19 protein-coding genes are annotated in these 17,048 nt (G+C 62.1%); 10 read left to right on the forward strand and 9 right to left on the reverse strand.

Translation table 11 applies throughout. The annotated features are described in order from the left end of the window. Window positions 1-34 precede the first annotated feature (34 nt). From LU682_RS06885 to LU682_RS06900, 4 genes are read left to right on the forward strand one after another with little or no spacing between them, the layout of a single operon-like run. On the forward strand, window positions 35-259 hold the full coding sequence (locus LU682_RS06885) for a hypothetical protein (RefSeq protein ID WP_060489888.1): 225 nt from the start codon (window positions 35-37) through the stop codon (window positions 257-259). A gap of 60 nt (window positions 260-319) precedes the next feature. Next, window positions 320-751 carry a lysozyme gene (locus LU682_RS06890; protein WP_060489890.1) on the forward strand — a complete coding sequence of 144 codons (432 nt, stop codon included), beginning with the start codon at window positions 320-322 and terminating at the stop codon, window positions 749-751. Window positions 752-762: 11 nt separating this feature from the next. Beyond that, window positions 763-1,110 (forward strand): hypothetical protein, encoded by a 348-nt coding sequence (locus LU682_RS06895; RefSeq protein WP_060489894.1) that lies wholly within the window; start codon window positions 763-765, stop codon window positions 1,108-1,110. A gap of 59 nt (window positions 1,111-1,169) precedes the next feature. After that, a complete protein-coding gene (locus LU682_RS06900) occupies window positions 1,170-1,541 on the forward strand; it encodes a hypothetical protein (RefSeq protein ID WP_370688794.1) in 372 nt (123 codons plus the stop codon). 36 nt (window positions 1,542-1,577) lie between these two features. On the opposite strand, the gene LU682_RS06905 is transcribed toward LU682_RS06900, so the two are convergent. The 4 genes from LU682_RS06905 to LU682_RS06920 form a co-directional block, all read right to left on the reverse strand. Further along, window positions 1,578-1,985, reverse strand: coding sequence for a hypothetical protein (locus tag LU682_RS06905; RefSeq protein ID WP_060489892.1), 408 nt, complete (start codon window positions 1,983-1,985; stop codon window positions 1,578-1,580). Between the two features lie 386 nt (window positions 1,986-2,371). Next, window positions 2,372-2,722 carry an addiction module antidote protein gene (locus tag LU682_RS06910; RefSeq protein ID WP_010952378.1) on the reverse strand — a complete coding sequence of 117 codons (351 nt, stop codon included), beginning with the start codon at window positions 2,720-2,722 and terminating at the stop codon, window positions 2,372-2,374. A 356-nt stretch (window positions 2,723-3,078) separates the two neighbouring features. Next, the gene (locus LU682_RS06915) at window positions 3,079-3,351 is read right to left on the reverse strand and encodes a DUF3077 domain-containing protein (RefSeq protein WP_012051485.1); all 273 of its coding nucleotides are present in this window, start codon (window positions 3,349-3,351) and stop codon (window positions 3,079-3,081) included. A 136-nt stretch (window positions 3,352-3,487) separates the two neighbouring features. Next, window positions 3,488-3,745, reverse strand: coding sequence for a hypothetical protein (locus tag LU682_RS06920; protein ID WP_049588003.1), 258 nt, complete (start codon window positions 3,743-3,745; stop codon window positions 3,488-3,490). 646 nt (window positions 3,746-4,391) lie between these two features. Between LU682_RS06920 and LU682_RS06925 the strand changes: the two genes are divergently transcribed. From LU682_RS06925 to LU682_RS06935, 3 genes are read left to right on the forward strand one after another with little or no spacing between them, the layout of a single operon-like run. Beyond that, a complete protein-coding gene (locus tag LU682_RS06925; protein WP_003254727.1) occupies window positions 4,392-5,252 on the forward strand; it encodes an SH3 domain-containing protein in 861 nt (286 codons plus the stop codon). A gap of 8 nt (window positions 5,253-5,260) precedes the next feature. Beyond that, the gene (locus LU682_RS06930; RefSeq protein ID WP_010952383.1) at window positions 5,261-7,120 is read left to right on the forward strand and encodes a hypothetical protein; all 1,860 of its coding nucleotides are present in this window, start codon (window positions 5,261-5,263) and stop codon (window positions 7,118-7,120) included. A 10-nt stretch (window positions 7,121-7,130) separates the two neighbouring features. Continuing rightward, window positions 7,131-8,339: a hypothetical protein gene (locus LU682_RS06935; RefSeq protein ID WP_232857438.1), complete on the forward strand. Its 1,209-nt coding sequence runs from the start codon at window positions 7,131-7,133 to the stop codon at window positions 8,337-8,339. 100 nt (window positions 8,340-8,439) lie between these two features. On the opposite strand, the gene LU682_RS06940 is transcribed toward LU682_RS06935, so the two are convergent. Continuing rightward, window positions 8,440-9,057, reverse strand: a complete 618-nt coding sequence (locus LU682_RS06940) for a LysE family transporter (RefSeq protein ID WP_049587971.1) — start codon at window positions 9,055-9,057, stop codon at window positions 8,440-8,442. Window positions 9,058-9,247: 190 nt separating this feature from the next. Here LU682_RS06940 and LU682_RS06945 point away from each other — a divergent pair, with 190 nt between their 5' ends. Then, window positions 9,248-9,439 carry a YhfL family protein gene (locus LU682_RS06945; protein WP_003254720.1) on the forward strand — a complete coding sequence of 64 codons (192 nt, stop codon included), beginning with the start codon at window positions 9,248-9,250 and terminating at the stop codon, window positions 9,437-9,439. Window positions 9,440-9,943: 504 nt separating this feature from the next. Then, window positions 9,944-11,365 carry a group II intron reverse transcriptase/maturase gene (gene ltrA, locus LU682_RS06950; protein WP_138868007.1) on the forward strand — a complete coding sequence of 474 codons (1,422 nt, stop codon included), beginning with the start codon at window positions 9,944-9,946 and terminating at the stop codon, window positions 11,363-11,365. 151 nt (window positions 11,366-11,516) lie between these two features. Here the strand turns inward: ltrA and LU682_RS06955 are convergent, their stop codons facing one another. Then, a complete protein-coding gene (locus LU682_RS06955) occupies window positions 11,517-11,852 on the reverse strand; it encodes an ArsR/SmtB family transcription factor (protein WP_003254716.1) in 336 nt (111 codons plus the stop codon). 49 nt (window positions 11,853-11,901) lie between these two features. Between LU682_RS06955 and xenA the strand changes: the two genes are divergently transcribed. Beyond that, on the forward strand, window positions 11,902-12,993 hold the full coding sequence (gene xenA, locus LU682_RS06960) for a xenobiotic reductase XenA (RefSeq protein WP_010952388.1): 1,092 nt from the start codon (window positions 11,902-11,904) through the stop codon (window positions 12,991-12,993). Window positions 12,994-13,116: 123 nt separating this feature from the next. On the opposite strand, the gene LU682_RS06965 is transcribed toward xenA, so the two are convergent. From LU682_RS06965 to LU682_RS06975, 3 genes are all read right to left on the reverse strand, one after another. Further along, the gene (locus LU682_RS06965; RefSeq protein WP_010952389.1) at window positions 13,117-14,364 is read right to left on the reverse strand and encodes an NAD(P)/FAD-dependent oxidoreductase; all 1,248 of its coding nucleotides are present in this window, start codon (window positions 14,362-14,364) and stop codon (window positions 13,117-13,119) included. 2 nt (window positions 14,365-14,366) lie between these two features. Further along, window positions 14,367-15,944, reverse strand: a complete 1,578-nt coding sequence (locus tag LU682_RS06970) for an aldehyde dehydrogenase (NADP(+)) (RefSeq protein ID WP_010952390.1) — start codon at window positions 15,942-15,944, stop codon at window positions 14,367-14,369. Window positions 15,945-16,096: 152 nt separating this feature from the next. Then, entirely contained in the window at window positions 16,097-17,044 is a 948-nt protein-coding gene (locus LU682_RS06975; protein ID WP_010952391.1) for a dihydrodipicolinate synthase family protein, read from the reverse strand. Between the last annotated feature and the right edge of the window lie 4 nt (window positions 17,045-17,048).

The raw sequence follows: 17,048 nt of genomic DNA on the forward strand, positions 1-17,048 counted from the left end.
ATCGAGCGGGCTTCTTTTGCCTGGAGATTTACCCATGCCATTTGTCGCCATCAACCTGAGCAATGACTACGAAGTTGCCAACAAAACTCGCTACGCCACCCAGGAGGAGGCCGACGCCCGAGCTCGCGAGATCCTGAACCAGTTCCCGACCGCGCAGGTATGCGTGGCCCAGGTGCTGAAGGACTACACCGCCAAAGTCTCCATCAGCGCAAAAGATCCGGTAGAGCCAGCACCAGAGCCTGAGGCGTCTGCTGCCTGACGGCGTTCGCAACCACCCAATGCCCGCCCAGCGCGGGCTTTTTTCGCCTGGAGAAAACCCATGCGCACATCGCAACGTGGCTTGAGCCTCATCAAGTCATTCGAGGGCCTGCGCCTGCAGGCCTATCAGGATTCTGTCGGCGTCTGGACCATCGGCTATGGCACCACCCGTGGCGTGAAACCGGGGATGACGATCACCAAGGAACAGGCCGAACGCATGCTGCTGAACGACGTGCAGCGCTTCGAGCCAGAAGTGCAGCGCCTGGTCACAGCGCCGCTGAACCAAAACCAGTGGGATGCCCTGATGAGCTTCACCTACAACCTGGGTGCGGCCAATCTTGAGTCGTCCACGCTACGCCGGCTGCTCAATGCGGGCAACTACGTTGCTGCTGCCGAGCAGTTCCCCCGCTGGAACAAGGCAGGCGGGCAGGTGCTGGCCGGGCTGGTGCGCCGGCGGGCTGCTGAGCGGGATCTGTTCCTGGAGGCAATGTGAACGACTGGGTGATGCGGCTTGCCGGCGCCGGCCTGATGATCCTGCTCGGCGTGGCAGTGGGCGTCTGGCTAGCCACTAGCCATTTCCGGCCGGCTCTCGACGAGGAGCAGGACCGGGTCGCAGCGTGCACAGCGGCGCGCGACAACCTAGAAGGCCTGGCGCAAGAGCAGGGCAGGGCCCTGGGCGACCTGACCCTGGCGGCGAATGAGCGCCAGGCCAGGGCAGAGCAGGCGGTGAGTGAGGCCAAAGCCAGTGCAGGCATCGACTTCGCCGCGGCGAACCGCCTGCAGCAGGAGCGCACCGGCGGCGACCAGTGCGAAGCCGCCACCTCGATCATCGATCAGGAGCTAGGGCTATGACCGATTTAGGGGTGGGCCTGCCCGACCACCAGGCAGGCGAAATTACCACTGAAACCCGCATGGCTTCTGGGCTTGAGGGAGGTCACCAAGGTGGGCCCTGCAGGAGCAGCGAACAAGTGCAGGTCTTGCACAAAAGTGCAGGCGGTGCAGGTGCTGCAGGTCGAATCCTGCGCGGGGTGGGGGTGCTCGCAGGCATCGCTCTGCTGGCCGGCTGCGCAGGGAAGGTCGCGCCAGAGGTCCAGTACGTGCGCGTCGAGGTGCCCGTGCAGGTGCCGTGTCGGGCGCCGGAGGTGGCGGTGCCGGCCTGGGCGGCTGCCGCGCTGCGAAAGACCGACAGTCTGGAAGTGAAGGTGCGGGCGCTGTTGGCTGAACGACGCCAGCGTATCGGGTATGAGAAGGAGTTGGTGGCGGCAGTGCAGGCCTGTCGCTGATGTCCAGCGTGCCGTGCACCTTGCACGGATAGGTCGCTACCTTCCCGAAGGTGAGTCGGGGCCATTTCGGTGCGAATCAGGGTCGTAGACCTGACCATCACGCACAGATTCATAAAGCTCAACCAGCTTTTCCATCTCCTTGATGGAGCCGGCCTCAAGTATCACGCCATCCATCTCCAGGCGAATTTTCCTGCCCTTGCGGGCCAAGAACCAGCCACCTACAGCGGCGGTGAGCACTGGCAACACAGTCTTGGTGAACTCAATAGCGAATTCGCCTAGTGAATAACCAAGCGCTTCTGCACTGTCGAAAACCATAGATCGCTGCGAATATTTGACTCCAGCATCATCCAGGGTCGACCTGAAGCTACGGTAATCTTGTTGGATTGATGTGCTTTTCGTCGGCTGATCGTCTGCCGCAGCTACAAGTTTTATTTTGAGTTGCAAGCCAAGCTCCTTTTGTCGTTTCAGATACCGAGGTTAGTCGACTACCGTGTGCGGATAGCTGGAAAAGTATCATTCTACCGACGCCTATCCAACAAAAAGGCGCTGGGGGAATTTTGGGGGAATGGGTTCCCCAAAAGGTGTGGAATCGTGTTGTGTCATGCTGCGTTTAAGATGCTGATTTTGTTAGGTTTTCAATTTTTTGTTCAAAAAAATATAAGATAAAAAACGGATTCGAAATCCGTTGTACTGGCAACAGTACCTAGGGTTCAAATCCCTATCTCTCCGCCATACAAGATCAAGCCCCTGGAAGCGAAAGCTTTCGGGGGCTTTTTCGTTATGGAAGGCAAAGATTTACAGCCAGCATGCTAATTGCCCGAGCGCTTAAATCAAGAGCCCGGAAGCTTCTCGAGCGGCCTGACTGTGAGCTCTACACCTAACGCAACCATCAGTTTTTGAATAGTGGTGAAACGGGTCTTTTCTTCGCCCTTCAGCGTTTTATAAAGAGACTCTCGATTGACCCCTGCGTCTTGCGCAAACTGATTCACGCCCTTGGCTTTTGCCACTTCACCCAATGCATGCATCAGGGTCTGAGCGTCATTAGCCTTCATTGCTTCTGCCAGAAATGCCGCGATGGTTTCCGGGCTGTCGAGAAACCGGGAGGCCTCGAAGCGTTTTGTTTTGCTCAAATCCAGATCAAGGATTGGCATGTCTTGCGGCGAAATTTTTTTGCTGATCATTTTCTACCTCGTAAAGCATCAAAAATTTCCTTTGCTCGTTTGAGTGAGCGGCCGAGTCGGCCTGCCGCTTTTTAAACGGAGTGGGCTGCCCATTACGCAACGGGTGTATACGCCTGCAACGATGTTCGCCTCCCATCGTCGGCGCTTGGTTTGGCCGCGACGTGATGAGGCTAGGGCGCGAGCGGAGCGCTGGCAACGGATAGCGCGGGTTTGCTGAGCGTTTGGGAAATGGACTACATGGCGGTAGAGAATGTCGCACTCCAGCTGTCAGCGTGGGGGCTCGCTAAGGTGCGCTTGCGACATGATGCAATCGGTGAAGCCCCGGGATATTTTGCGTTTCCAGGGCTTCCTCGCACTTACTTTTTCATCATCCCCAACTCGGCATCATCCAGCAGCGCCTTGGCCATCGCGCTCAGGTAATGCGAGGCCCAGATCAGTTTCTGGTCGCCGTCCATCAGGCCGGTGATGATCAGGTCGCGCACGTAACCCATCAGTTCGGAAGCCTGTTCGCGGGCGTCCTGGCAGGGGATGCCGGGTTCGATGCGGAACAGCGGGTGAGTGTTGTTTTCGCCTTGGTAGAAGCAGGTCTTGCCGACTGTGGTGGGTTCTGTTGTGTTGTCGGTGGGCATTGTTTTGTTTCCCTGGATTCTGGGTTGCCTGGGCTGGCCTCTTCGCGGGCACGCCCGCTCCCACAGGTACTGTGCAGTGCGTGACGGCTGTGGTGACCCTGTGGGAGCGGGCGTGCCCGCGAAGAGGCCTGACCTGCTAATGCAAGGTGTGAGGCTCTGTGGGTAAATGCGACCGCATCTGCAACTGCATCAACGCCGACTCGACCAGCCCCTGTACCGCTTCCATTTCATGGATCACGGCCTGCATCACGATCGAGCTGTGGGCGGTGGGTTTGAGTTGCACGGATTGGCGGGCCACGGACAGGGCGCAGAGTACGTACTCTGAGGACTGGACCAGAGTGTCTTGCAGGAACTGGGTGGTATCGAGGGGTGGATCAGGGACCATCTTGCGCATAAACATCTCCAGGATCATTGGAGCTGCCGCAAGCTTGCTGTCAAACAAGAGGGTGGCAGCTGTACATGGGTTGACAGACCGAGGATCCCGGAGTAACTCGGCGCACACGAAGGTGCCCCACGTACAGCCGCCATAAACAGTGCACGTGTGCGGGAAATCGTCGGCCTGTCAAAGCCGGCCGTTGATTTTGCAACGACGAGCCGAGACTAGAGCGCGACCGAATCCGTCGCAACCGTTTGAGCGGGTTGGCAGTATGTTTGGGAAACGCCCTACAAGGAAGGGGATAATTCTGAGTAGAAGTTGTAGGACGGATTTCTACTAATCAATCAGACAGGCTTCCTGCAACATTTTGTCTTGAACTGCCAATGGCACCTTGGGCTACAATGCGGCGCTCTGATACGCCACTCACGCCCAGGCCACACGCCGTAATGATTACGCGCGCTGGGCGATGAACTCTTCCTGACATGGATTCGTTGGATGCTTTGCGCCGTACTGGTCTCCCCCTGCGCCCCTCGCTGGACGGCTGAATTGTCGTCTGCGGCCAGTGCTGCACACTTTCTGAAAACCCCGCACAAACTCGAATGCTGCCGCCAACCATTGGCTGCGGTACGCGGCTGTGCGCCCCACCGAAAATGGAGTGCTCCACTTGCGTAAGAAATTCGTCGCGTCCCTTCTGGCGGTCGCCATCGCCTCTACCACGGCCTGTGCACAGCTCGGGATCAGCAAAGAGCAAGCGGGCACCGTGATCGGTGGCCTGGCCGGTGTGGCCATCGGCTCGACCATGGGCAGTGGCAACGGCAAGATCGCCGCCGCGCTGATCGCAGGTGGCATTGGCGCCTACGTGGGCAACCGCATCGGCCACATGCTCGATGAAAAGGACCAGCAAGCCCTGGCGCTGCGTACGCAGGAGGTTCTGAGCCAGCAGCAAACCACTGCCAGTGCCCAGCCAGTGACCTGGAAGTCCGACCACTCCGGCGCCACCGCGCAGATCGTGCCGGGCAAGGAATACACCAAAACCAAGCAGGTCGAGGTCAAGCGCGCGCCGAAGATCCAGGCGGTGCCGTCGATGAAGTTGATCAACGAGCCGTATGTGACCATCAGCGACAACCTCAACGTGCGCGCCGCGCCTAACCAGGCTGGTGAGAAGGTCGGCAGCCTGAAGAACCACACCGAATTCACCGCCGTGGGCTCCACCGGTGACTGGATTCTGGTCGGCCGCAAGGGTGTGACCGTGGGCTATGTGCACAAGAACTACGTCGAGCCCAAGGCGCAAGCGGTCGCCAAGCGCGTAACGCCAGCCGTCAACCTGGACGAGCTGGACGTTGCCGCCAGCAAGGAAACCCAAGGTTTCGACCTGGACTCGGTGCAGTCGCTGCCGACCCAGACAGTTGCCGCCGAAGCGGCCTGCCGCCCGGTCACCGTCAGCCTGAAATCGCAAAGCGGCCAGACCGAACAAGAGCAGAACACCTTCTGCAAACAAGCCAACGGCACCTGGGAACTGATCTGAGGAACTCCATGAAAAAGCACGCGCTCGCGCTGGCTGTGATCGGCGCTTGTGGTCTGGTACCGCAGGCGTTCGCCCACGAGCTGGCCTTTTCCAAGAAAGACAACATCAAGGTCGAAGTGCCCGGGGATGCCACCAGCTGGTGCAAGCCCCAGGTCGACCTGACCATCACCCGCCCGGCCTGGGATAACCAGGAACTGCTGGCGGGCCTGCTGACCAAGCTGCCGTTCGTGTTCGCCAAGGACTGCTCGACCGCCAAGGTGAGCTGGAAGGCGGTCGATGCCAAGGGCAACCTGTACGCCAGCGGCTCGGGCAATGCCAGCAACCTGGGGCTGGTGACCCTGGCTGCTGCGCCTGCCACTGCCGCCCCGGCACCGGCTGCTGCACCGACACCGACACCGGCACCTGCTCCGGCCCCAGCCCCAGCCCCTGCTGCTGCAGCGGCCCCGGCAGTGGTCGAAGCCGCACCTGCGCAGGCAAAACCCGCTCCGGCCCCCGCGCCCGCGCCCGCGCCAGCCGTAGCCGCAGAGCCAGCCCCGGCCCCCGAAGCTCCGGCAGCAGCCCCTGTTGTGCCGCCCGCTCCGGCACCTGCCACAGCAGTCGCCGCAGCCCCCACTTCGGACTTCGGTCGCTCGGTGGTCCTGGAAAACCGCAACCTGATGCAGGTAACGGACGGCACCGGCTGCAAATGGGTACTCAGTACCTCGATCATCGGCGATGGCGACACCCTGTCGTTCGGCACCACCCCGGCCATGCCGTGCCCGGCGTCCGGCTTTGGTGAAGGCAGCTTCGACAAAATCAGCTGGAAGGCTGTGGGTACCTACCGGGGTGATAACTGGACCCGCGTTTATGCTCACCCGAGTGGTTTGATCTTCAACAAGAACCTTGAGCCTGCGGTAAAGGACAAGGCCGTTTCTTATCTTACGCCGCAAGCTGACCAGGCCGCGTTCCTGGTCGGTGAGATCCCCGGCCGGCAGATGAAGGTGTACCTGACGTTCACCCGCTCCAGCTACGGCGTGCTCCGCCCGTTCAGCAGCGACCCTTACTACGTCGCGGTCACCCCGGACGAGTCGTTTGCTCTGGACGCGACCAAGTACAAGGAAGCTGCGCTGGAAATCTTCGACCTGATCAAGACCACCTCGCCGACCACCACCGATGTGGCCAACCTGTTCATCGTCAAAGACCTGTCGGCGATCTCGAACAACATCTGGGGCAACGACGCGCAGAAAATCACCCGCAACCGCATCGGCATCAACCGCCAAGGCCTGTTCTTCGATGTGCGCGACGGAGCCAACTGGGCGGTACAGCGCGAGCAGCAGCGTGTGCGTGAGCAGCGTCAGCGCCAACAGGAGCTGGCCCGCGTGCACACCCGTGTGCTGGAGCGTTACCAGCAGTTGCAGGACGGCATGAGCGACTTCAAGGGGCGCGAAACCGAGGCGTTGGCGCAGATGGCCGGTATCAAGGTGCGCTTCGCTTCGCCACTGGAGCAGCAAAACCCTGCGACCTCGGCCAGCGTAGTGCCGATGATGGTGCACGTCACCGGCAAGAAAGGTGACTTCTACAGCATCGACTTCCCGAGCAACGGCCGCCTGGTTGCGGACGAGGAATACAGCGAAGGCTGGTACGTGACCCAGGTGGCCAACGCCACGCCGTACTACCCGCTGGACGACGGCCGCGCCGTGCCTACCTACCGTGCCTACAGCGCCGGTGAGCCGGAGGCCTGCAAACAGGACCACTGTGCCGACCGCGTGTCGTTCGGCGCCGTGCTGGCCAAGGAATTCCCCAACGCCGGTATCGATTTCAGCTGGACCCCCGAGGTCTCCCAACAGTACGTGAACGACTGGAACAACGCTTCCGCCATGGTCCAGTGAGGCAAACACCATGATCAAACAGATGAACAAGAAGCAGTTGCTGATTGGCGGTGTGGCCGCAGCGGTGCTGGTGCTCGGTGGTGGCTATGCGATGGTCTCCAGCTCGGGCAAGAAGGCTGCGCTGGCCTACTACGACGACTTCAAGGAGCGCTATTTCCTTGAGGATGTGCTGTCTGAGGGGGACATTTCCTACTCGGCGTTTTCCGGCAACCTGACGGTAGCCGACCCGGAGATCCGCGTGGCGGCGGCGCAGACCAATGGCGCCCAGCAGTTCATGCGCGGCCTGTCGGGCTTGATGGAGTCCGTACAGGGTGGTTCGGCTGAAGAAGGCCTGGCGGGCTGGGCCAAGTACCAGCTCAATGTCAGCCGCAATGTGGCCGGGGTGTACCTGAAGGCTGATGCGCTGAAGCTGGCCCATGACGGAGACAGCAAGGATGGCAGCATTCATATCCAGTTGCTGGGCATGCAGATGGGCAACCCTTACGTTGCCACCAAGGGGGCCGAAGTCGTGCTGGTGGCGGATGTCAGCGACGAAGTCCAGCCACGTGCCGAGCTGGCCGCCAATGGTCGGGCCGCCCCGTCGAACTTCACCTGGGGCGCCAACATGGCGGTGCGCCAGCCAGTAACCGGCGCGTTTCTGGTCAGCAGCACCGGTGACTTTGGTACCACGGTCGACCTGGACTTCACCATCAAGCGCTCCAGCGATGGCGAAGGCTCGATGGCGTTCGTGGTCACCCACCGCAACGACGGCTCCAAGGTGGGGGAAATCGTGCGCAAGGCCGACTTCCAGTCGCTGCCGGAACTGGACGATGTCGAAACCCAGCTCAAGAGTGCCCTGAGCGCGATGCTGATTGGCGCGTACAGCCCGTACACCGGCCAGGCGGTGTTGGCTGAAGCGGTGAGCGGCTTTGCCCGCAAGGCCAAGGTCGAGAACTACTCGGTGAGCTACAGCGGCTTCAAATCGCTGAAAGAGGCTTTCAGCGAATACCAGCAGCAAGTCCCCAAGGCAAAGTTCGCAGCCTTCTGCCAGGAGGTTGGGCTGTCGTCGTGGAGCAGTGACTTTGGCGCCAAGGCCAAGAACCACAGCGACTCGGAATGCGCCATCGGGCAGAAGCTGGTCGAAGACGGCACGTTCGAAGAGCAGTACACCTTCAAGGAAGGCAAGAGCCTGTTTGCGGCGTTGTTCGTGAACAAGGCCTATCAGCTGGAAACCAATTGACTGGGTAATGGCTGAGTGAACAAGTCCCCGGGAACCATGAGTTGCCGGGGGCTTTTTTAGGGTTGCTGTCAGGCGCGCCCGGACACTGTCGGGCTTGGGATCAGCGCATCGCCGCCAGTTTGATGCCGAATCCCACCAGGCAAGCCCCCGCCAGCCGCTCGAACATATTGGCAATTCGCGGGCTGGCGCGCATGCGCTCGGCCAGTTGATGGGTCAGCACCACGGCAATCAGCCCATACAGGAAGGTCACCACCGCCACTGTCGCCGCCATGAAACCGAACGTCACCAGCCCTTGGTGCTTCACCGGGTCGACGAACAGCGGGAAAAACGCCATGTAGAACATGATCGCCTTGGGGTTGAGCAGGGTGATCATCATGGTCTGGCGCAGGTACTGGCCGTTGTCCATGCGGCAGGTGTGTGCTGCACCACCGGGTTTGCTCAGCAGCATGCGCAGGCCCAGGTATGCCAGGTATGCAGCCCCCGCCCACTGCACCATATGAAAGGCGGCAGGGTAGGTGGCCAGCAGGGTGGCGACACCGGCTACCGCCAGCCACAGCAGCACCTGGTCACCCACGATCACGCCACAGGTCGCGGCCAGGCCTGCCTTGATACCGCCCTTGCCGGTGGCGGTGATCAGGGCGAAATTGCCCGGGCCGGGGATGGCCAGAAGAATGAGGAAGGCGATGACGAATGCGCCGTAGTCGGTGACGCCAAGCATGGTGAGTTCCTGTTGGGCATTGCGAAGGCAGTGCTCTGAACTATCGTCGCCAAAGGCGCGCTTTTCAACCTGTTGTTGCACAGTTGCAAAGAACCTGTGCCAAGCGCGGCTTGGATCCAATGCCTGGAGTCTGTATGATTCCGCGGCCATCAGACGATGGTCGAAGATGATTCATTTAAAGGATTGAGTAATGAAAAAGCTGTTCAAGGCCACCGTAGCCGTTGCCGTCGTTTCGGGTGTCGCCCTGCTGTCGGGTTGCACTGGCCAGGTTTACAACCAACCGAAAAACTGCACCTACGACTACCTGTTCCACCCTTCGGTTTCCATCTCCAAGATCATCGGTGGCTGCGGCCCGATCGATAAACTGCCTCAGCAGCAGTAATCTTGGCGGTACCCTGATCGCGACGCTTGCGGCGTGATCCAAGGCCCCCGGTCATGCACATGGCCGGGGGTTTTTGTGTGCGCCAGGCATGGCGCGTTGCGCGTATGCGCAACCCGCTTGGTTGTGGTGGCCAAGTGGGTGACTTGGAGGTGAAAGTCCTCTACACACCCGGCAAGGGGAAGTGTTAGCCGGAGGCAAGGGTGTCGCGGGTGACCGCGAATCTGAAGGAAGCCCGAGGCAAAATGCTGGCCTGACGAACAGGAAGCGGATAGAGGCGGCACAGCGGGGTGAGGTGGCACAAATCGCCAAAGCCCAATACTTGCACGGAACGCTGTGACGTAGATCCGACAGGCATAAGCAGGAAGGTCGCGCGAATTACCCTGGGAGATCTGTACGTTTGCCATTGTGCTACCGCGCGTCGAAAGGCGACGGGATGAGCGTGCAGAAGTCAGCCGAAGCCGTAGTAAGTGGCGGTTAACCGCGCCACCAAGGGCCGAACAGGTTATGCCGCCAGTAGGCGTCGCCGTCTCGTTGGTAACCGTAATGCAGAAATTTCCCACAGCGGAAACTGTCATCCCGAGCTCCGGCCAGAAGCCGAGGGTGACGCCTGACAGTGCAAAGGTATCGACGGCGTCCGTGACGTGGACGAACGCGGAGCCGGACACGCTGATGGAGCGGGTGCTTGCACCGGCCAACCTCAGACGTGCGTATCAACGCGTGGTCAGCAACAAGGGAGCACCGGGTGCCGATGGCATGACGGTCGCTGACTTGGCGGGCTACGTGAGACAGTATTGGCCAACCCTCAAGGTCAGGTTACTGGCCGGTGAATACCAGCCCCAAGCAGTGCGAGCGGTTGAAATTCCCAAGCCGCAGGGCGGCACACGGCAACTGGGAATCCCCAGCGTCGTGGATCGCCTGATCCAGCAAGCACTGCAGCAGCAGCTCACACCTATCTTCGACCCACTGTTCTCGGACTACAGCTATGGTTTTCGTCCGGGCAGAAGTACGCATCAAGCCATCGAGATGGCCCGTGCTCATGTGACAGCGGGACACCGCTGGTGCGTGGAACTCGATCTGGAGAAGTTTTTCGATCGGGTCAATCACGACATCCTCATGGCCTGCATCGAACGTCGGATCAAAGACAAGTGCGTACTCAGGCTTATTCGCCGCTACCTTGAAGCCGGGATCATGTCGGGCGGTGTCGTCAGCCCACGGCAGGAGGGGACGCCGCAAGGCGGCCCGCTTTCGCCGTTGCTGTCGAATATCCTGCTCGACGAACTCGACCGCGAGCTGGAGCGGCGGGGCCATCGCTTCGTACGTTATGCCGATGATGCGAACATCTATGTACGCAGTCCCCGGGCCGGCGAACGGGTGTTGGTCAGCGTCGAGCGCTTCCTGAGAGAACGTCTGAAGCTGACGGTGAACAGGAAGAAAAGCCAAGTGGCAAGGGCGTGGAAGTGCGACTACCTAGGCTATGGGATGAGCTGGCACCAGCAGCCAAGGCTGCGCGTGGCAAGGATGAGCCTAGACCGCTTACGCGACCGGCTCAGAATGCTGCTGCGCAGCGTACGGGCTCGCAAAATGGCGACTGTCATCGAGCGGATCAACCCCGTCCTGAGAGGCTGGGCTAGCTACTTCAAGCTCAGCCAGAGCAAGCGGCCGCTTGAGGAACTGGATGGTTGGGTCAGGCACAAACTCCGCTGCGTCATCTGGCGTCAATGGAAGCAGCCTCCCACGAGGCTGAGAAACTTGATGCGCCTGGGGTTGAGCGAGGAGCGTGCCAACAAGTCAGCCTTCAATGGCCGAGGTCCATGGTGGAATTCGGGAGCGCAACATATGAACTACGCGCTGCCAAAGAAACTGTGGGACCGGCTCGGGCTGGTCTCGATACTGGATACGATTAACCGGCTTAGCCGCGTAACCTGAACCGCCGTGTACGGAACCGTACGCACGGTGGTGTGAGAGGACGGCGGGTGTGAATCCGCCTCCTACTCGATTGCCAAGCCCAGCGCAACCCTCAGGCTTATCGCCATCCCTGGTAGGAGCGGGTTCACCCGCGAAGAGGCCTGCACAGGTATCACTGCTGGCGCAGGATGCACTCCAGCAGCCCGGGAAACCGCTCGCCCAGCATCTCGCTACGCAGCGAATTCATATGGGTAGTCCCCACATTGCGGGTTTGCACCAGCCCTGCATCACGCAACACACGGAAGTGGTGGGACATGCTCGACTTCGGCCGACCTCCATCCAGCTCGCCACAGCTGGCCTCGGCCACGCCGGCCAGGTGGCGGACGATTTCCAGGCGCACGGGGTCGCTGAGCGCATAGAGCAGGCGTTCAAGAATGAGGTCGTCGGGGTTGGGATGTTTATAGGCTCGCATGGTTGACATGATAACGGGGGTTTCATTAATTGCCATAGTTCGATTATGATCGAACAACAGTATTCAAATGAACCCGGAGTTTCCCATGTCCGCACTGTTCGAACCCTACACCCTCAAAGACGTCACCCTGCGTAACCGTATCGCCATTCCGCCGATGTGCCAGTACATGGCCGAAGACGGCATGATCAACGACTGGCACCACGTTCACCTGGCCGGCCTGGCCCGTGGTGGTGCCGGCTTGCTGGTGGTCGAGGCCACTGCTGTGGCGCCGGAAGGGCGTATCACCCCCGGTTGCGCCGGTATCTGGAGCGATGCCCACGCTCAGGCGTTCGTACCGGTGGTGCAGGCCATCAAGGCTGCCGGTTCCGTGCCGGGTATCCAGATCGCTCACGCCGGGCGCAAGGCCAGCGCCAACCGCCCGTGGGAGGGTGATGACCACATTGCCGCCGACGATGCGCGCGGCTGGGAGACCATTGCCCCGTCTGCCATTGCCTTTGGCGCGCACCTGCCGAAAGTGCCACGCGAAATGACGCTGGACGATATCGCCCGGGTCAAGCAGGACTTCGTCGATGCCGCCCGCCGTGCGCGTGATGCCGGCTTCGAGTGGATAGAACTGCACTTTGCCCATGGCTACCTGGGCCAGAGCTTCTTCTCCGAGCACTCCAACAAGCGCACCGATGCCTACGGTGGCAGCTTCGACAACCGCAGCCGCTTCCTGCTGGAGACACTGGCCGCCGTGCGTGAAGTGTGGCCGGAGAACCTGCCGCTGACCGCGCGCTTTGGTGTGTTGGAGTACGATGGCCGCGATGAGCAGACCCTGGAAGAGTCGATCGAACTGGCCCGCCGCTTCAAGGCCGGTGGGCTCGACCTGCTGAGCGTGAGTGTCGGCTTCACCATTCCCGACACCAACATCCCCTGGGGTCCAGCGTTCATGGGGCCGATTGCCGAGCGCGTGCGCCGCGAAGCGAAGCTGCCCGTGACGTCGGCGTGGGGCTTTGGTACGCCGCAGTTGGCGGAGGCCGCATTGCAGGCCAACCAGCTGGATCTGGTTTCGGTAGGGCGCGCGCACCTGGCCGACCCGCACTGGGCTTACTTTGCTGCCAAGGAGCTGGGGGTGGAAAAAGCCTCCTGGACCTTGCCGGCGCCTTATGCACACTGGCTCGAGCGTTATCGCTGAGGCTTGGAGGGGCTGCTTTGCAGCCCATTCGCGGGCAAGCCCGCACCCACAGAGACACCGCAGGTTTCAGATACTGCACCCTCTCTGTGGAAGTGGGCTTGCCCGCGAATGGGCCGGTAGGGGCTAAAACCGGTTCAGTCGGTATGCGCCCATCTCAGGCCCACCAGTCTGCTCAGCCAACCGCCCCACCCATTCCGCCGTCACCGCCGCCTGGGTCAACCCCAGGTGCTGATGCCCAAACGCCAACAGCACCCGCCCATCGCACACCCTGTCGATCACGGGCAATGAGTCCGGTAACGAAGGCCTGAAACCCATCCACGGCGTTGCCCCTTCGACGCTCAAGTCGTGCCGGAACAACCCCTTGCTCAACCGGTGCAACTGCCACGCCCGCTGCATGCTCGGCGGTGCCTGCAGCCCGGCAAACTCCACTGTGCCCGCCAGGCGCAAGCCTTCGGCCATGGGTGTCATGATGAACTTGCGCTCAAGCGAGGTGACTGCAAACGGCAGGCGCTGGTGCTCACCCGGCAACATCAGGTGGTAGCCGCGTTCGGTATCCAGCGGCACCCGCTTGCCTGTCAGCGCGGCAGTCAGTTTTGCAGAATGGGCGCCACAGCTGACAAGCACCTGGCGGGCATTGAGCATGCCTTGGTCGCTGGCAAGGCTCACGCCGGCACTGTGTAACTGCCCGCCATCGACCTGCGCCTGGACAAAGCGCACCCCGCTGGCCTTGGCCGCTTCGAACAATTCGCACACCACCCGATAAGGGTCGATGAAGTGCCCGGTGCGCGGGAAGAACAGCCCGCCTAACAGTGATGGGCTGAGTTGCGGCGCCGCTTCGCGCACGGTTTCGGCCGACCAGAAGTCCACCGGCACCGCCTGCTGTTGCATGCGTGTGCGCAACGCCTCCAGCGCCTGGCGTGACTCAGGCTTCTCGAACACCAGCAACGAACCATCCTCTTGAAACAACTCGCTGCGCCCGATCGAGCCCAACAGCCGTTGCCAGGCGCCCAGGCTGCCTTCGTTCAGCGTGCGGATGCCCGCCACGCTGCGCTGGAACGGCGCCGGGCGCAGGTTGAGCAGCAGCCGGGTGAACCACGGCATGGCCTTGGGCAGGTACTTCCAGTCCAGGCGCAGCGGGCCCATCGGGTCGAGCAGCATGCGAGGCAGGCGCTTGAGGATCGACAGGTCGGCAATCGGGAATACTTGCTCGGTTGCCAGGTGCCCGGCATTGCCGAAGGACGCGCCCAGGCCGGGCGCCTGGCGGTCGACCAGCGTTACCCGATGGCCCTGGCGGGCCAGTTGCAGGGCACAGGCGACGCCGACAATGCCGGCGCCCACCACGGCGATATCGGTTTCAGCGGTTTCGACCATGCTCAGTCTTCCCGTTTACCATCAAGCAGGCGCCGCAGCTGCAGCGGGTTGCCGTGTTTCAATGCCTGCGGCAGCAGCGCATCGGGGACGTCCTGATAGCAAACCGGGCGCAGGAAACGCAGGATCGCCGCCGTGCCCACCGAGGTGGTACGGGCATCGGAAGTGGCCGGGAACGGCCCGCCGTGGACCATGGCATCGCACACCTCGACGCCGGTCGGCCAGCCATTGACCAGAATACGCCCGGCCTTGCGCTCAAGGGTGGGGAGCAGGGCGCGAGCGCTGTCGATGTCGGCCTCGTCCAGTTGCAGGGTGGCGGTCAGCTGACCTTCCAGGTGTTCGGCTACCTGGCGGACCTGCTCATCGTCGGTGCAGGCAACGACCAGCGATGCTGCACCGAACACTTCAGCCTGCAACGCCGGGTCGGCGAGAAACGCTTCGGCCTGGGTCACGAACAGCTGTGCCTGGCACTGGTTGGGGCCCTGACCGGCTTGGCCACTGGTGATGGCCTGGGCATGGGGGTTGTCTGCCAGGGCTGCGATACCGGCCTGGTAGGCACTGAAAATGCCAGGGGTGAGCATGGTTTGGGCGGCGCCCTGCTGCACGTACCCGGCGGCTGCAGTGATGAACCGCTGCAGTGCCGGCCCCTGCCGGGCGATTACCAGGCCAGGGTTGGTGCAGAACTGGCCGGCGCCCTGGGTCAGCGAGGCGACGAAACCTTGTGCCAGTGCTTCGGCACGGGCTTGCAGGGCGGCGTCGAACAGGAACACCGGGTTGATCGAACTCATTTCGGCATACACCGGGATGGGCTCCGGGCGCGCCTGGGCGGCTTGGCACAGTGCCATGCCACCGCTGCGCGAGCCGGTGAAACCAACGGCCTTGATACGTGGGTCGCTGACCAGAGCAATGCCCACTTCGCGGCCGGAGCCATAAAGCAGCGAGAACACACCCTCCGGTAAGCCGCACTGCTTCACTGCTTGCGCCACTGCCTGGCCGACCAGCTCACTGGTGCCGGGGTGGGCACTGTGGGCCTTGACCACCACGGGGCAGCCAGCGGCCAATGCCGACGCGGTGTCACCACCGGCCACCGAGAAGGCCAGCGGGAAATTGCTGGCGCCGAACACGGCGACTGGCCCCAGGGCCACCTGGCGCTGGCGCAAATCAGCGCGGGGGAGGGGCTGGCGCTCAGGCAGGGCGCTGTCGATCCGCACGTCCAGCCATTCGCCGGCCCGCACTGTACGGGCAAAGGTGCGTAGCTGGGTGCAGGTACGGCCACGCTCGCCCTGAATGCGCGCCTTGGGCAGGCCGGTTTCGATCACGGCGCGGTCGATCAGGGCATCGCCGAGGGCCTCGATCTGTGTGGCGATGGCTTCAAGGAACTCTGCTCGTTGTTCGAGCGATGTTTCGCGGTAGGCATCGAATGCCGCCCAGGCCAGCGCGCAGGCCTGGGCCACGTGTTCGCCTGTGCCGCCGAGGTAGGCCGGCTCCAACGTCTGACCGGTGGTTGGGTCGATGGCACGGATGGCGTCGCGGCTGCCGGTTACCGGCCTCTGGCCGATCAGCAGGTTGCCTGTGAGGGGCATGTAGCCTCCTTGGAAATCTAATGCAGATGCATGGGGGGGATTACGACCCCTGTAGGAGCGGGTTCACCCGCGAACACCGGCGAAGCCGGTGCCATGCACCGGGTCGCCTGATTCGCGGGCACGCCCGCTCCCACAGGGAGAGCAGTGGCTGCTCAGGCGATGTTTTGCTCGGCCGACCAGCTGGCATACCAGCTGCGGAACAGCGCGTACTGCTGTTCGGCATAGTTGCGCTGAGCGTCGGTCAGGACGTCGGTCTCGTTGAAGTGCAGGCTGTACTCGGTGTCGCCGTTGAGCACCATCAAGTGCTTGTAATACAACACCAGGTCGCAGCCTTCATCGAACGACGACAGCACCGCCAGCGCCGCTTCCAGCTCGCGCGCCAGGCGGCGGGCACGGGCGTCGCCTTTGGCGGCCTGTTTGCTCAGGCTCACCAGTTGCAGCACTTCGCGCGGCAGCGCATTGCCGATGCCGGTGATGGCGCCGGTGGCGTTGCAGTTGACGAAGCCATGCACCACCTGGGTGTCGACACCGACCATCAGGGTGACATCGTCATCCTTGGAGGTGATGTGCTCGGCGGCGTAGCGCAAGTCGGCGCCACCGCCAAACTCCTTGAAGCCGATCAGGTTGGGGAACTGGCTGCGCAGTTCGAAGAATAGGTCGGCGCGAGTGGCAAAGCCGTAGTAAGGGCTGTTGTAGATCACCGCCGGCAGTTTCGGTGCGGCAGCGAGGATGGCCGAGAAATGGTGCTTCTGGGCGATCAGCGAAGCACCGCGGCTGAGCACGCGGGGGATGACCATCAGGCCGGCGGCGCCAACCTTGGCGGCGTGTGCAGCATGCGAAACCGCCTCACGGGTGTTCACTGCGCCCGTGCCGACGATGGTCGGGATGCCGGCCGCCACCAGGCGCGCCACGCCCTCCTGGCGCTCGGCCTCTGTCAGCAGCGGCCAGTCACCCATCGAGCCGCAGTACACCACCGCGCTCATGCCGGCCTCGATCAGCTCGCGGCCCTTGCGCACCAGGGCGTCGAAGTCCGGTTTGCGCTCGGCGGTGCACGGGGTCATCAGGGCAGGCATGGTGCCGGTGAAGATGTTGTCATTCATTGTT

This window comes from Pseudomonas alloputida (assembly GCF_021283545.2).
Classification (GTDB): Bacteria; Pseudomonadota; Gammaproteobacteria; order Pseudomonadales; family Pseudomonadaceae; genus Aquipseudomonas; species Aquipseudomonas alloputida.

Coding starts and splice junctions, on each gene's coding strand:
- LU682_RS06915 (WP_012051485.1), bottom strand. CDS start 3,351: ATGCCCACCGACAACACAACAGAACCCACCACAGTCGGCAAGACCTGC.
- LU682_RS06900 (WP_370688794.1), top strand. CDS start 1,170: ATGGCTTCTGGGCTTGAGGGAGGTCACCAAGGTGGGCCCTGCAGGAGC.
- LU682_RS06920 (WP_049588003.1), bottom strand. CDS start 3,745: ATGCGCAAGATGGTCCCTGATCCACCCCTCGATACCACCCAGTTCCTG.
- LU682_RS06945 (WP_003254720.1), top strand. CDS start 9,248: ATGAAAAAGCTGTTCAAGGCCACCGTAGCCGTTGCCGTCGTTTCGGGT.
- LU682_RS06910 (WP_010952378.1), bottom strand. CDS start 2,722: ATGATCAGCAAAAAAATTTCGCCGCAAGACATGCCAATCCTTGATCTG.
- xenA (WP_010952388.1), top strand. CDS start 11,902: ATGTCCGCACTGTTCGAACCCTACACCCTCAAAGACGTCACCCTGCGT.
- LU682_RS06930 (WP_010952383.1), top strand. CDS start 5,261: ATGAAAAAGCACGCGCTCGCGCTGGCTGTGATCGGCGCTTGTGGTCTG.
- LU682_RS06935 (WP_232857438.1), top strand. CDS start 7,131: ATGATCAAACAGATGAACAAGAAGCAGTTGCTGATTGGCGGTGTGGCC.
- LU682_RS06890 (WP_060489890.1), top strand. CDS start 320: ATGCGCACATCGCAACGTGGCTTGAGCCTCATCAAGTCATTCGAGGGC.
- LU682_RS06970 (WP_010952390.1), bottom strand. CDS start 15,944: ATGCCCCTCACAGGCAACCTGCTGATCGGCCAGAGGCCGGTAACCGGC.
- LU682_RS06965 (WP_010952389.1), bottom strand. CDS start 14,364: ATGGTCGAAACCGCTGAAACCGATATCGCCGTGGTGGGCGCCGGCATT.
- LU682_RS06940 (WP_049587971.1), bottom strand. CDS start 9,057: ATGCTTGGCGTCACCGACTACGGCGCATTCGTCATCGCCTTCCTCATT.
- LU682_RS06975 (WP_010952391.1), bottom strand. CDS start 17,044: ATGAATGACAACATCTTCACCGGCACCATGCCTGCCCTGATGACCCCG.
- LU682_RS06885 (WP_060489888.1), top strand. CDS start 35: ATGCCATTTGTCGCCATCAACCTGAGCAATGACTACGAAGTTGCCAAC.
- LU682_RS06895 (WP_060489894.1), top strand. CDS start 763: ATGCGGCTTGCCGGCGCCGGCCTGATGATCCTGCTCGGCGTGGCAGTG.
- LU682_RS06955 (WP_003254716.1), bottom strand. CDS start 11,852: ATGGCAATTAATGAAACCCCCGTTATCATGTCAACCATGCGAGCCTAT.
- ltrA (WP_138868007.1), top strand. CDS start 9,944: ATGCCGCCAGTAGGCGTCGCCGTCTCGTTGGTAACCGTAATGCAGAAA.